The organism is Klebsiella sp. I138, assembly GCF_051131765.1.
In the GTDB taxonomy this organism is placed as follows: Bacteria; Pseudomonadota; Gammaproteobacteria; order Enterobacterales; family Enterobacteriaceae; genus Klebsiella.
Genome location: NZ_CP180447.1, coordinates 3,871,970 through 3,886,366 on the forward strand (window position 1 = coordinate 3,871,970; position 14,397 = coordinate 3,886,366).

9 protein-coding genes and 4 tRNA genes are annotated in these 14,397 nt (G+C 52.0%); all 13 read right to left on the reverse strand.

All coding sequences use genetic code 11. The features are described 5' to 3' along the window. Positions 1-289: 289 nt before the first annotated feature. The 13 genes from rpoC to ACMYSK_RS18140 all read right to left on the reverse strand — a co-directional run bounded on the left by rpoC (position 290) and on the right by ACMYSK_RS18140 (position 14,371). A complete protein-coding gene (gene rpoC / locus ACMYSK_RS18080; protein WP_434637496.1) occupies positions 290-4,513 on the reverse strand; it encodes a DNA-directed RNA polymerase subunit beta' in 4,224 nt (1,407 codons plus the stop codon). 76 nt (positions 4,514-4,589) lie between these two features. Next, on the reverse strand, positions 4,590-8,618 hold the full coding sequence (gene rpoB / locus ACMYSK_RS18085; protein WP_434637498.1) for a DNA-directed RNA polymerase subunit beta: 4,029 nt from the start codon (positions 8,616-8,618) through the stop codon (positions 4,590-4,592). A gap of 320 nt (positions 8,619-8,938) precedes the next feature. Continuing rightward, on the reverse strand, positions 8,939-9,304 hold the full coding sequence (gene rplL, locus ACMYSK_RS18090; RefSeq protein ID WP_434637500.1) for a 50S ribosomal protein L7/L12: 366 nt from the start codon (positions 9,302-9,304) through the stop codon (positions 8,939-8,941). Positions 9,305-9,370: 66 nt separating this feature from the next. Then, the gene (rplJ, locus tag ACMYSK_RS18095) at positions 9,371-9,868 is read right to left on the reverse strand and encodes a 50S ribosomal protein L10 (protein ID WP_434637502.1); all 498 of its coding nucleotides are present in this window, start codon (positions 9,866-9,868) and stop codon (positions 9,371-9,373) included. Between the two features lie 301 nt (positions 9,869-10,169). Then, positions 10,170-10,877, reverse strand: a complete 708-nt coding sequence (rplA, locus tag ACMYSK_RS18100) for a 50S ribosomal protein L1 (protein ID WP_434637504.1) — start codon at positions 10,875-10,877, stop codon at positions 10,170-10,172. Positions 10,878-10,880: 3 nt separating this feature from the next. Then, entirely contained in the window at positions 10,881-11,309 is a 429-nt protein-coding gene (gene rplK / locus ACMYSK_RS18105; protein WP_434637507.1) for a 50S ribosomal protein L11, read from the reverse strand. 156 nt (positions 11,310-11,465) lie between these two features. Continuing rightward, positions 11,466-12,011: a transcription termination/antitermination protein NusG gene (gene nusG / locus ACMYSK_RS18110; protein ID WP_002438628.1), complete on the reverse strand. Its 546-nt coding sequence runs from the start codon at positions 12,009-12,011 to the stop codon at positions 11,466-11,468. A 1-nt stretch (position 12,012) separates the two neighbouring features. Continuing rightward, entirely contained in the window at positions 12,013-12,396 is a 384-nt protein-coding gene (gene secE, locus ACMYSK_RS18115) for a preprotein translocase subunit SecE (protein WP_004118411.1), read from the reverse strand. Positions 12,397-12,625: 229 nt separating this feature from the next. Next, entirely contained in the window at positions 12,626-13,810 is a 1,185-nt protein-coding gene (gene tuf, locus ACMYSK_RS18120; protein WP_041143535.1) for an elongation factor Tu, read from the reverse strand. A gap of 114 nt (positions 13,811-13,924) precedes the next feature. Further along, positions 13,925-14,000: transfer RNA gene (locus ACMYSK_RS18125), tRNA-Thr, on the reverse strand. Between the two features lie 5 nt (positions 14,001-14,005). Then, positions 14,006-14,080: transfer RNA gene (locus ACMYSK_RS18130), tRNA-Gly, on the reverse strand. Positions 14,081-14,200: 120 nt separating this feature from the next. Beyond that, a tRNA-Tyr gene (locus tag ACMYSK_RS18135) sits at positions 14,201-14,285 on the reverse strand. 10 nt (positions 14,286-14,295) lie between these two features. Continuing rightward, positions 14,296-14,371 (reverse strand) — tRNA-Thr (locus ACMYSK_RS18140). Positions 14,372-14,397: the final 26 nt, after the last annotated feature.

Sequence of the window (14,397 nt, forward strand, 5' to 3'; positions counted from 1 at the left end):
ATGGAAGAAAAAGTAATCACATGATTAATTGGACTTTTTGACTATATCGTCTTTGATTTTCTGATTTTTTGATACGTGTAGAACTTTTACCCATCAATAAGTGTGGGTATTAAGAAAAAATCAACGGTCGGTTTTGATATGAACTATTTGCTACTTAATTGAGAGGGAAATATTAATGAAATGTAATCCATTATGGAGAAGGGAAGTGGATATTACCCTGGCACTGTCTCTGGATAATAAAAAAGCCAGTCAGGATACCTGACTGGCTTTTTAAGCATAGCGTCAACGATTAATCGTTGTCTGAACCGCCCAGACCCGCGTTCAGCAGTTCTGCCAGGTTAGCAGAAGCTTCTTCCACGCTCACCTGAGGTGCAGCAGGCTGTTCGCCAGCCGCTTTGCGGCGCATACGATCCTGGTGGTACGCATAGCCGGTACCTGCCGGGATCAGACGACCCACGATAACGTTCTCTTTCAGGCCGCGCAGTTCGTCGCGTTTACCCGCAACGGCTGCTTCGGTCAGGACACGCGTGGTCTCCTGGAACGATGCGGCAGAGATGAACGACTCGGTTGCCAGAGACGCTTTGGTGATACCCAGCAGGTCGCGGGAATAAGTCGCCGCCACTTTGCCGTTCGCTTCCAGATCGCGGTTCGCAATCTTGACGCGGGAGTATTCAACCTGCTCACCTTCCAGGAAGTCGGAGCTACCTGCGCTTTCGATGGTCGCTTTACGCAGCATCTGACGAACGATAACTTCAATGTGCTTATCGTTAATCTTAACGCCTTGCAGACGGTAAACGTCCTGTACTTCGTTGGTGATATAACGCGTTACCGCGTGTACGCCACGAAGACGCAGAATGTCGTGCGGTGCTTCCGGACCGTCGGAAACCACGTCACCACGTTCTACACGTTCACCTTCGAACACGTTCAGCTGACGCCATTTAGGAATCATCTCTTCGTACGGATCGCTACCATCTAACGGAGTGATAACCAGACGACGCTTCCCTTTGGTTTCTTTACCGAAGGAAATGATGCCGCTGATTTCCGCCAGAATAGCCGGCTCTTTCGGACGACGTGCTTCGAACAGATCCGCAACGCGCGGCAGACCACCGGTGATGTCCTTGGTACCACTGGATTCCTGAGGAATACGCGCCAGGGCGTCACCTGAGTGAATCTGAGTCCCGTCTTCCAGCTGGACAATCGCTTTACCCGGCAGGAAGTACTGAGCAGGCATATCGGTGCCTGGGATCAGAACGTCGTTACCGTTAGCATCAACGATTTTCAGCGCTGGACGCAGGTCTTTACCGCCCGCGGTACGTTCTGCAGAATCCAGAACAACCAGGGATGACAGACCGGTTAATTCGTCGGTCTGACGGGTAATGGTCTGGCCGTCGATCATGTCGGTAAAGCGAATGAAACCGCTGACTTCAGAGATAACTGGCATGGTGTGCGGATCCCAGTTTGCAACGGTTTCCCCGCCGGCAACCTGCTCGCCATCGCCTTTGCCCATAACAGCACCGTAAGGTACTTTATAGCTCTCTTTGGTACGGCCGAATTCGTCGATCAGTTTCAGTTCAGTGTTACGAGAGGTCACAACCAGCTTGCCAGCGGAGTTAACAACCGACTTGGCATTAGACAGCTTGATGCTACCCTTGTTTTTCACCTGAATGCTGGATTCAGCAGCCGCACGAGATGCCGCACCACCGATGTGGAACGTACGCATCGTCAGCTGGGTACCCGGCTCACCGATGGACTGTGCTGCGATAACGCCGATAGCCTCACCTTTGTTGATGATGTGGCCACGCGCCAGGTCACGACCATAGCAGTGCGCACATACACCAAAGTCGGTGTCACAGGATACAACGGAACGCACTTTGACGGAGTCAACGGAGTTCTCTTCCAGCAGGTCACACCAGTGCTCGTGCAGCAGCGTGTTGCGTGGAACCAGAATGTCCGCCGTACCCGGCTTCAGAACGTCTTCAGCAGTCACACGACCCAGAACGCGATCGCGCAGCGGCTCTTTAACATCACCACCCTCGATAACCGGGGTCATGGTGATGCCTTCCAGGGTGCCACAGTCGTCTTCGGTAACAACCAGATCCTGTGCCACGTCAACCAGACGACGCGTCAGGTAACCGGAGTTCGCCGTTTTCAGTGCGGTATCCGCCAGACCTTTACGAGCACCGTGAGTAGAGATGAAGTACTGGAGTACGTTCAGACCTTCACGGAAGTTCGCGGTGATTGGCGTTTCAATGATGGAGCCATCCGGCTTCGCCATCAGACCACGCATACCCGCCAGCTGACGAATCTGTGCTGCAGAACCACGCGCACCGGAGTCGGCCATCATGTAGATGCTGTTGAAGGAAACCTGCTGCTCTTCGACGCCGTCACGGTTAATCACGGTTTCGGTTTGCAGGTTATCCATCATCGCTTTGGATACACGATCGTTCGCCGCAGCCCAGATATCGATAACTTTGTTATAGCGTTCGCCCGCGGTAACCAGACCGGACTGGAACTGTTCCTGGATCTCAGCAACTTCGGCTTCCGCCTCAGAGATGATCTCGTGTTTTTTCTCCGGGATGACCATGTCATCGATACCAACGGATGCACCTGAACGCGCTGCATAAGCAAAGCCGGTGTACATCGTCTGGTCCGCAAAAATAACGGTCGGTTTCAGGCCCAGAATACGGTAGCAGGTATTCAGCATCTTAGAGATCGCTTTCTTACCCAGCGCCTGGTTCACGATAGAGAACGGCAGACCTTTCGGTACGATCATCCACAGAATCGCACGGCCAACGGTCGTGTCTTTCAGGCTGGTTTTCGCAACAAACTGGTCGTTTTCGTCTTTTTCGTATTCAGTGATACGCACTTTAACGCGCGCATGCAGAGAGGCCAGGCCAGCGCGATAAATACGCTCAGCTTCTTTCGGGCCAGTCAGCACCATGCCTTCGCCTTTGGCGTTAACACAGTCACGGGTCATGTAGTACAGACCCAGTACAACGTCCTGAGACGGAACGATGATTGGCTCACCGTTCGCTGGAGACAGGATGTTGTTGGTAGACATCATCAGCGCACGCGCTTCCAGCTGGGCTTCCAGCGTCAGCGGTACGTGAACAGCCATCTGGTCACCATCGAAGTCGGCGTTATATGCCGCACAAACCAGCGGGTGCAGCTGGATAGCTTTACCTTCGATCAGTACCGGTTCAAATGCCTGAATACCCAGACGGTGCAGTGTTGGTGCACGGTTCAGCAGTACCGGGTGTTCGCGGATAACTTCGTCCAGGATATCCCAGACAACAGCTTCTTCACGCTCAACCATTTTCTTCGCGGCTTTGATGGTGGTGGCCAGGCCACGCAGTTCCAGCTTGCCGTAAATGAACGGTTTGAACAGCTCCAGCGCCATTTTCTTCGGCAGACCGCACTGATGCAGACGCAGGTATGGACCTACGGTGATAACAGAACGACCGGAGTAGTCAACACGCTTACCGAGCAGGTTCTGACGGAAACGACCCTGCTTACCTTTGATCATGTCGGCCAAAGATTTCAGAGGACGCTTGTTAGAACCGGTGATCGCACGACCGCGACGACCGTTATCCAGCAGGGCATCAACCGCTTCCTGCAGCATACGTTTTTCGTTGCGTACGATGATATCCGGCGCAGCCAGATCCAGCAGACGCTTCAGACGGTTGTTACGGTTAATGACGCGACGATACAGATCGTTCAGGTCAGAAGTCGCAAAACGACCACCATCCAGCGGGACCAGCGGACGCAGATCTGGCGGCAGAACCGGCAGAACGGTCAGGATCATCCACTCTGGCTTGTTACCAGACTGAACGAACGCTTCCAGCAGCTTAATGCGCTTGGTCAGCTTTTTACGCTTGGTTTCGGAGTTGGTTTCGTTCAGCTCTTCGCGCAGAGTTTCACACTCTTGCTCCAGATCCATGCTCTTCAGCAGGGCCTGGATAGCTTCCGCACCCATCTTCGCATCGAATTCGTCACCAAACTCTTCCAGCGCATCCAGATACTGCTCTTCAGTCAGGATCTGATTACGTTCGAGGTTGGTCATCCCGCCTTCGATTACCACATAGGATTCGAAGTACAGAACACGTTCGATATCACGCAGCGGCATATCCAGCAGCAGGCCGATACGGGACGGCAGCGACTTCAGGAACCAAATGTGGGCGGTCGGAGACGCCAGCTCGATGTGGCCCATGCGCTCACGACGCACTTTAGTCTGGGTCACTTCAACGCCGCACTTCTCACAGATCACACCACGGTGTTTCAGGCGCTTGTACTTACCGCACAGGCACTCATAGTCTTTTACTGGCCCGAAAATACGCGCACAGAAAAGGCCGTCACGTTCTGGTTTGAACGTACGGTAGTTAATGGTTTCCGGCTTTTTAACTTCACCGAAAGACCATGAACGGATCATGTCTGGCGAGGCCAGAGCAATTTTGATCGCATCAAACTCTTCGGTTTTAGTCTGCGCTTTCAGAAACTTTAATAAATCTTTCACGGATTTGCTCCCGTCGGAGTTAGCACAATCTGGCGCCGGGTATTACCCCGGCACCAGTGACCTGTTTGAGCGAGAGTTACTCGTCTTCCAGTTCGATGTTGATGCCCAGCGAGCGAATCTCTTTCAACAGTACGTTGAAGGACTCAGGCATGCCCGGTTCCATCTGATGGTTGCCGTCCACGATGTTTTTATACATCTTGGTACGACCGTTAACGTCATCAGATTTGACGGTAAGCATTTCCTGCAGGGTGTATGCCGCGCCGTAAGCTTCCAGCGCCCACACTTCCATCTCACCGAAGCGCTGACCACCGAACTGAGCCTTACCACCCAGCGGCTGCTGAGTAACCAGGCTGTAAGAACCGGTAGAACGCGCATGCATCTTGTCATCAACCAGGTGGTTCAGTTTCAGCATGTACATATAGCCGACGGTAACCTGGCGCTCGAACTGCTCGCCGGTACGACCGTCAAACAGGGTAATCTGACCGGAAGTCGGCAGGCCACCCAGCTGTAACAGTTCCTTGATTTCAGACTCTTTCGCACCGTCGAAGACCGGCGTTGCGATCGGCATACCTTTTTTCAGGTTTTCAGCAAGACGTAGAACTTCATCATCGGTGAAGGTATTCAGATCAACCTTCTGACGAACATCTGTACCCAGGTCATACGCTTTCTGGATGAACTCGCGCAGTTTGGCAACTTCCTGCTGCTGTTTCAGCATGGCGTTGATCTTCTCGCCAATGCCTTTTGCAGCCATACCCAGGTGGGTTTCCAGAATCTGACCGATGTTCATACGAGACGGTACGCCCAGCGGGTTCAGTACGATGTCTACCGGCGTGCCGTTTTCATCATAAGGCATATCTTCGATCGGGTTGATCTTAGAAATAACACCCTTGTTACCGTGACGACCTGCCATTTTGTCACCCGGCTGAATCTGACGTTTAACGGCCAGATACACTTTAACAATCTTCAGCACGCCCGGTGCCAGATCGTCGCCCTGAGTGATTTTGCGGCGTTTCGCTTCGAGTTTTTTCTCGAACTCGTGTTTCAGTTCGTCGTACTGCTCAGCCAGCTGTTCCAGCTGATTTTGTTTCTCTTCGTCGGCCAGGCCCAGTTCCAGCCAGCGATCGCGCGGCAGCTTGTCGAGCTTCTCAGCTTCAACACCACCGGCAACCAGCACCGCGTAGATACGACCAAACAGACCAGCTTCGAGGATCTGCAGTTCTTCAGACAGGTCTTTTTTGGCCTGCTTCAGCTGCATTTCTTCGATTTCCAGCGCACGCTTGTCTTTTTCCACGCCATCGCGGGTGAAGACCTGAACGTCGATAACGGTACCGGAAACACCGTTTGGTACGCGCAGAGAAGAGTCTTTAACGTCAGACGCTTTCTCGCCGAAGATCGCACGCAGCAGTTTTTCTTCTGGCGTCAGCTGGGTTTCACCTTTCGGCGTTACCTTACCAACCAGAATGTCGCCGCCGGTCACTTCTGCACCGATGTAAACGATACCGGATTCGTCCAGTTTAGAGAGCGCAGCTTCACCCACGTTCGGGATGTCAGCGGTGATCTCTTCCGGCCCCAGCTTGGTGTCACGGGACACACACGCCAGTTCCTGGATATGAATCGTGGTGAAACGATCTTCCTGAACCACACGCTCGGAGACGAGGATGGAGTCTTCGAAGTTGTAACCGTTCCACGGCATGAACGCGACGCGCATGTTCTGGCCAAGAGCCAGTTCACCGAGGTCGGTAGACGGGCCATCTGCCAGCACGTCACCGCGCTCAATTGGCTCACCCAGCGACACGCAAGGCATCTGGTTGATGCAGGTGTTCTGGTTAGAACGGGTGTACTTGGTCAGGTTATAGATGTCGATACCTGCTTCGCCCGGGTACATCTCGTCTTCGTTAACTTTGATAACGATACGGGAAGCATCCACGTACTGAACGGTACCGCCACGTTTAGCCACCGCAGTAACACCGGAGTCAACGGCAACAGCACGTTCCATACCGGTACCAACCAGCGGCTTATCAGCACGCAGAGTCGGAACCGCCTGACGTTGCATGTTCGCACCCATCAATGCACGGTTGGCGTCATCGTGTTCCAGGAACGGGATCAGGGATGCACCGACGGAAACCACCTGTTGGGTGGAAACGTCCATGTAGTCAACCTGATCGCGGCTGAACAAGCTGGATTCGCCTTTACTACGGCAGGTTACCAGGTCTTCTTCAAAGTGGCCTTCGTCATCCAGGTTGGAGTTCGCCTGAGCGATGACGTAGTTACCTTCTTCGATAGCAGAGAGGTAATGAATTTCATCGGTAACAACACCGTCGGTCACTTTACGATACGGAGTCTCAAGGAAGCCGTATTCGTTAGTCTGTGCGTACACGGACAGGGAGTTGATCAGACCGATGTTCGGACCTTCAGGCGTTTCGATTGGACATACGCGACCGTAGTGAGTCGGGTGTACGTCTCGAACTTCAAAGCCTGCACGTTCACGGGTCAGACCGCCTGGGCCGAGGGCAGAGATACGACGTTTGTGCGTAATCTCGGACAGCGGGTTGTTCTGGTCCATAAACTGAGACAGCTGGCTGGAACCGAAGAACTCTTTCACTGCTGCGGAAATCGGCTTGGCGTTGATCATATCCTGAGGCATCAGGGTATCCAGATCGCCCAGAGACAGACGCTCTTTCACCGCACGCTCAACACGAACCAGGCCAACGCGGAACTGGTTTTCCGCCATTTCGCCTACGGAACGGATACGACGGTTGCCGAGGTGGTCGATATCATCGACTTCGCCTTTGCCGTTACGGATATCAATGAGCTTCTTCATCACTTCGATGATGTCGTCTTTGCTCAGGATACCGGAACCTTCGATTTCGTCACGCAGCAGAGAACGGTTGAACTTCATACGACCGACCGCGGACAGATCGTAGCGGTCTTCGGAGAAGAACAGGTTCTCAAACAGGCTTTCAGCCGCTTCACGAGTCGGCGGCTCACCCGGGCGCATCATACGGTAGATTTCTACCAGTGCGCTCAGACGATCGTTGGTTGGGTCGACGCGTATAGTTTCAGAAATGTACGGGCCGTGGTCCAGATCGTTGGTGAACAGAGTCTCGATGCGCTTGTGACCAGACTGGCTCAGCTTCGCCAGCAGATCCAGGCTCAGCTCGGTATTCGCCGGGCAGATCAGTTCGCCAGTCGCTGTATCGACATAGTCTTTAGCAGCAACTTTACCCGCGATATATTCAACCGGAACTTCGATATGCTTGATATCGTCTTTTTCCAGCTGGCGGATATGGCGAGCGGTAATGCGACGCGCTTTTTCGACGTAGATTTTGCCGTTCGCTTCGATGTCGAAGGAAGCCGTCTCACCGCGCAGACGTTCTGGAATAAGCTCCATCTGCAGCTTGTTGTCGCGAATTTCGAAAATAACTTTTTCGAAGAACAGATCGAGGATCTGCTCGGTAGTGTATTGCAGCGCGCGCAGGATGATGGTCGCAGGCAGCTTACGACGACGGTCGATACGGACAAACAGGTTGTCTTTCGGATCGAACTCGAAGTCCAGCCAGGAACCACGGTAAGGGATAATACGCGCGTTATACAGGACCTTACCGGAAGAGTGAGTCTTACCTTTGTCACTGTCAAAGAAGACGCCCGGGCTACGGTGCAACTGAGAAACGATAACACGCTCAGTACCGTTGATAACAAAGGTACCGTTGTCAGTCATGAGCGGAATCTCGCCCATGTAGACTTCTTGTTCTTTAATGTCTTTAACGGTGCCTTCCGGCGCTTCGCGCTCGTAGATCACCAGACGCAGTTTCACGCGCAGCGGTGCCGAATAGGTCACGCCACGGATCTGACACTCTTTAACATCAAAAACAGGTTCGCCCAGACGGTAGCTGACGTATTGCAGCTCGGAATTACCGCTGTAGCTTTTAATCGGGAACACGGAACGGAAGGCTGCTTCCAGACCATATTGCCCTTCAGGATCTTGCTCGATAAACTTCTGAAACGAATCAAGCTGGATAGAAAGGAGATAAGGTATGTCCAGAACTTGCGGACGTTTACCAAAATCCTTACGAATACGTTTTTTCTCGGTATAGGAGTAAACCATAGGGTTCCTCAGCTCGCTGACAAGTCGACCCGTCTGCCTCAAAAAGGCAGTTTTTTATGCAACACTATTTTGTAGACCGGAAAATGGAACACTTTCCGCAATACCTGTTGCTATCACGCTTAAACCATTTCGTCGCGATTTACACAGAGCGAGCACCCTGTCGCAGTATATTAAGTCGTCGATAGAAACATGCATTGTCAGGACAACCAGCAGTCAAACAGTGTGAAATTCTACTGGCGCCTTACAGCGCAAAAAGGCTGGTGACTAAATAGTCACCAGCCATCAGCCTGATCACTCAGGCTGCAACCGGAAAGGTTGGCTTATTTGACTTCAACTTCAGCGCCAGCTTCTTCCAGAGATTTTTTCAGTGCTTCTGCGTCATCTTTGCTGATGCCTTCTTTCAGGGCAGCAGGTGCAGATTCAACCAGGTCTTTAGCTTCTTTCAGACCCAGGCCAGTTGCGCTACGTACTGCTTTGATAACAGCAACTTTGTTAGCGCCAGCAGCTTTCAGAATTACGTCGAATTCAGTTTTTTCTTCAACAGCTTCAGCCGGGCCAGCAGCTACAGCTACAGCAGCAGCAGCGGAAACACCGAATTTTTCTTCCATTGCAGAGATCAGCTCTACAACGTCCATTACGGACATAGCGGATACTGCTTCAATGATTTGATCTTTAGTGATAGACATTTAAATTGTTCCTGAATATCAGAATAAGTTTATACGTAAGCGAGCGCTTTATAAAGACAACTGCAATTAAGCAGCTTCTTTCGCATCGCGTACAGCAGCCAGAGTGCGAACCAGTTTGCCAGCCGAAGCTTCTTTCATGGTTGCCATCAGGCGTGCAATTGCTTCTTCGTAGGTCGGCAGAGTTGCCAGGCGGTCGATGTTCGACGCCGGGATCAGCTCACCTTCAAAGGCTGCAGCTTTGACCTCAAATTTTGCATTCGCTTTCGCGAACTCTTTGAACAGACGAGCAGCAGCGCCCGGGTGTTCCATAGAGTATGCAATCAGGGTCGGACCAACAAACGTGTCTTTCAGGCACTCAAACGGAGTACCTTCAACTACGCGGCGCAGCAGGGTGTTACGAACAACACGCATGTAAACGCCAGCTTCACGACCTGCTTTACGCAGTTCAGTCATTTTATCAACAGTAACGCCGCGGGAATCCGCAACTACTGCAGACAGCGCACCTTTGGCTACTTCGCTGACTTCAGCAACAATCGCTTGTTTGTCTTGAAGATTTAAAGCCATTAGCTTTGCTCCTGGATGTTTGCCAGAGCTTATGCTCTGGAACTCACTTCACTCTTTCCAACGAAAGAGCGTCTTTAATACGGTGAGCAGAAACAAGCCAGAGTATCCAAAAAATAATCTTAGCGTTCTGTCACCGTCTACGCAGGGCATTAAGTTTCTGACGAAACACCTGCGGTCTTCGACGGAGGCCTGGATAGGCCAGGCTCCAACGAACAAATCTGTTTTTATCTGTCGAGCCTAAGCCAACAGAATCGTGGGGGTAGAATTGTAGACAAATCCTACGCCCACGTAAAGGCGAATATTAGTTCGCCACAGTCGCAGTCAGACCGGACTGATCAACGGCAACGCCAGCACCCATGGTGGTGGAGAGGCTAACTTTCTTGATGTACACGCCTTTAGCCTGAGTCGGTTTCGCTTTTTTCAGCGCAACCAGCAGAGATTCCAGGTTTTCTTTCAGTTTGTCAGCGTCAAAATCCACTTTACCGATGGTGGTGTGGATGATGCCGTTTTTGTCGTTACGATAACGAACCTGACCTGCTTTAGCGTTCTTAACTGCTTCAGCAACGTTCGGAGTAACGGTACCCACTTTCGGGTTAGGCATCAGGCCGCGAGGACCCAGAACCTGGCCCAGCTGGCCAACAACGCGCATTGCATCCGGGGAAGCAATAACAACGTCAAAGTTCATTTCGCCTTTTTTGATCTGGTCAGCCAGATCTTCCATACCTACCAGCTCGGCGCCTGCAGCTTTAGCAGCTTCAGCGTTCGGGCCCTGGGCAAATACGGCTACGCGAACTGAACGGCCAGTACCGTGCGGCAGTACAGTTGCACCACGGACGTTCTGGTCAGATTTACGAGCGTCGATGCCGAGGTTAACAGCAACGTCTACGCTTTCAGTAAATTTAGCGGTGGCCAGCTCTTTCAGCAGAGCAATAGCTTCGTTGATGTCATACTGTTTAGTCACATCAACTTTGTCACGGATCACGCGCATGCGCTTGGTCAGTTTAGCCATTTCTTAATCCTCCACTACCAGGCCCATGGAACGTGCGGTACCTTCGATGGAGCGAGTCATCGCTTCAATGTCGGAACCAGTCATGTCGGCAGCTTTGGTCTGCGCGATTTCCTGCAGCTGAGCGCGGGAAATTTTACCTACTTTCTCTTTGTTCGGCTTACCGGAACCAGACTTGATGCCTGCAGCTTTCTTCAACAGAACAGCAGCCGGCGGAGTCTTGGTAACAAAGGTAAAGGAGCGGTCAGCGTAAACGGTAATAACAACCGGAATCGGCAGACCTTTTTCCATGGATTCAGTTTTTGCGTTGAACGCTTTACAGAATTCCATGATGTTCACACCCTGCTGACCCAGTGCTGGACCAACCGGCGGGCTCGGGTTCGCCATACCAGCTGCAACCTGCAGCTTGACGTAGGCTTGGACTTTCTTAGCCATTTAAATTTCCTCGTTTGGGTATAACGCCTTCAGAAAAGGCTCCCCGTTATAAATAATGTTTTATGGACACATGGCCCATAAAAACAAAAGGCGCGAAATTGTATGTCAATTTCGCGCCTCATGCAACGATTAAATCGCTGCTTTTTTGATCGCCTGTTAGGCTTTCTCTACCTGAGCAAAGTCCAGCTCAACCGGAGTTGCACGGCCAAAGATAGAAACAGATACCTTCAGACGGGACTTCTCATAGTCAACTTCTTCAACGACGCCGTTAAAGTCAGCAAACGGACCATCGCTGACACGAACCATTTCGCCCGGTTCAAACAGCGTTTTCGGACGCGGCTTATCACCAACCTGCTGCAGGCGGTTCATAATCGCATCAACTTCTTTATCGCTGATCGGTGCCGGACGGTCAGAAGTACCGCCAATAAAGCCCATCACGCGCGGCACGCTGCGCACCAGGTGCCAGCTTGCGTCGTTCATTACCATCTGGACCAGAACGTAACCCGGGAAGAATTTGCGCTCACTCTTGCGGCGCTGGCCGCCACGGATTTCGACCACTTCTTCGGTCGGCACCATGACTTCGCCAAATAACTCTTCCATATTGTGTAATTTGATATGTTCACGCAACGAGGTAGCTACGCGACCTTCAAAACCGGAAAACGCCTGAACGACGTACCAACGTTTTTTAGGAGCTTCAGACATCTCAGAACCTCAGGCCAGTGATAAAGGATACCAGGCGAACCAGAATACCATCCAGTCCCCACAGGATCAGTGACATTACCGCAGTAACCGCAGCAACAATCAGCGTAGTGTGCAGCGTTTCCTGGCGAGTTGGCCAGATAACCTTGCGGACTTCGGTTCTCGCTTCGCGGGCAAAGGCGACTGTCGCCTTACCTTTAGTGGTTAACAGCGCAACGCCACCGGCAGCAGCGATCAGAATCACTACAGCCAGCGCACGCACCGCCAGCATAATGTCACGATAAAGGAAGTTGCCTACGATGGCCACAATCAGCAGCGCAGCAACGATCACCCACTTCATCGCTTCCAGGCCGCGCCCGCTCCCTTGAGCTTCGGTATTCGCACTCATAAACCAACCTGTCACAAGAATTCAGACAAATAATTTTGCCCCGCCAGAGCGAGGCAACCAAACCGAAATGCTCTGCTGCGTTTCGGACTTAACGCCCTCTACAGAGCCTGTCTCAGCAATGATTATGGCAAAAAAAATCACTGATGAGCCAGGTTCTGGTTCGAAAGCGTGCAAAAAGGGCATCAAATGATGCCCTTTTATTGCGCATTGCGTCAAATGTTATCAGCGATTAGCTGAGAACTTTTGCTACCACGCCCGCGCCAACGGTACGACCGCCTTCACGGATTGCGAAACGCAGACCATCGTCCATCGCGATCGGGTGGATCAGGGTAACAACCATTTTGATGTTGTCGCCCGGCATGACCATCTCTACGCCTTCCGGCAGTTCGATGGTGCCAGTCACGTCAGTTGTACGGAAGTAGAACTGCGGACGGTAGCCTTTGAAGAACGGAGTATGACGGCCGCCTTCATCTTTGGACAGGATGTACACTTCAGATTCGAATTTGGTGTGCGGCTTGATAGAACCCGGCTTAGCCAGTACCTGACCACGTTCGATTTCTTCACGTTTGATACCACGCAGCAGAACACCAACGTTCTCACCAGCACGGCCTTCGTCCAGCAGTTTGCGGAACATTTCAACGCCAGTACAGGTAGACTTAGCAGTCTCTTTGATACCAACGATTTCAACTTCTTCGCCAACTTTAACGATACCGCGCTCTACACGACCGGTAACAACAGTACCACGGCCGGAGATGGAGAATACGTCTTCGATCGGCAGCAGGAACGGCTTGTCGATTGCACGTTCTGGTTCCGGGATATAGGAATCCAGGTAGCCAGCCAGTTCAACGATCTTAGCTTCCCACTCTGCGTCGCCTTCCAGCGCTTTCAGAGCAGAACCACGGATGATCGGAGTGTCGTCGCCCGGGAAGTCGTACTGAGACAGCAGCTCACGAACTTCCATCTCAACCAGTTCCAGCAGCTCTTCGTCATCAACCATGTCGCATTTGTTCAGGAACACGATGATGTACGGAACGCCTACCTGACGACCCAGCAGGATGTGCTCACGAGTCTGCGGCATCGGGCCGTCAGTCGCAGCAACAACCAGGATCGCGCCATCCATCTGAGCAGCACCGGTGATCATGTTTTTAACATAGTCGGCGTGGCCCGGGCAGTCTACGTGTGCGTAGTGGCGAGTCGGGGTGTCATATTCAACGTGGGAAGTGTTGATGGTGATACCACGAGCTTTTTCTTCCGGTGCGTTATCGATCTGGTCGAATGCGCGAGCAGAACCACCGTAGGTTTTAGCCAGAACGGTAGTGATTGCAGCAGTCAGCGTTGTTTTACCATGGTCAACGTGGCCGATAGTACCGACGTTAACGTGCGGTTTTGTACGTTCAAACTTTTCTTTAGACATCGATTGTCCCTCTAAGACACGGATAAATCGGTGATATCACCACATCAACCGGGCACATGCCCGACTTGTTGAATGCAATAAACAGAGAGAAACAGGGAAGGAGAGATAAAGAAGTGGTGCTGATACCCAGAGTCGAACTGGGGACCTCACCCTTACCAAGGGTGCGCTCTACCAACTGAGCCATATCAGCACGTCTGGAGCGGGCAGCGGGAATCGAACCCGCATCATCAGCTTGGAAGGCTGAGGTAATAGCCATTATACGATGCCCGCATCCTGAAACTCGGCTACCCAGTTCTTTCTATAACAAAAAAAAGAGAGTTATCTCTTTTTTTCATTTGAGTTGATTAGTTTAACCAAGCAACTCTGGCTTCGCAAAGCGTTGCCGAAAGATGGTGGTGGGGGAAGGATTCGAACCTTCGAAGTCGATGACGGCAGATTTACAGTCTGCTCCCTTTGGCCGCTCGGGAACCCCACCAGGCACTTGATGGTGCCGACTACCGGAATCGAACTGGTGACCTACTGATTACAAGTCAGTTGCTCTACCTACTGAGCTAAGTCGGCATCAAGTAGCGCGCATTTTAGGGAGA

Bases quoted from the DNA above. Each gene is read 5' to 3' on its own strand.
- tuf (WP_041143535.1), bottom strand. From the start codon at position 13,810: ATGTCTAAAGAAAAGTTTGAACGTACAAAACCGCACGTTAACGTCGGT.
- rplA (WP_434637504.1), bottom strand. From the start codon at position 10,877: ATGGCTAAACTGACCAAGCGCATGCGCGTGATCCGTGACAAAGTTGAT.
- rplJ (WP_434637502.1), bottom strand. From the start codon at position 9,868: ATGGCTTTAAATCTTCAAGACAAACAAGCGATTGTTGCTGAAGTCAGC.
- rpoB (WP_434637498.1), bottom strand. From the start codon at position 8,618: ATGGTTTACTCCTATACCGAGAAAAAACGTATTCGTAAGGATTTTGGT.
- rplL (WP_434637500.1), bottom strand. From the start codon at position 9,304: ATGTCTATCACTAAAGATCAAATCATTGAAGCAGTATCCGCTATGTCC.
- secE (WP_004118411.1), bottom strand. From the start codon at position 12,396: ATGAGTGCGAATACCGAAGCTCAAGGGAGCGGGCGCGGCCTGGAAGCG.
- rplK (WP_434637507.1), bottom strand. From the start codon at position 11,309: ATGGCTAAGAAAGTCCAAGCCTACGTCAAGCTGCAGGTTGCAGCTGGT.
- nusG (WP_002438628.1), bottom strand. From the start codon at position 12,011: ATGTCTGAAGCTCCTAAAAAACGTTGGTACGTCGTTCAGGCGTTTTCC.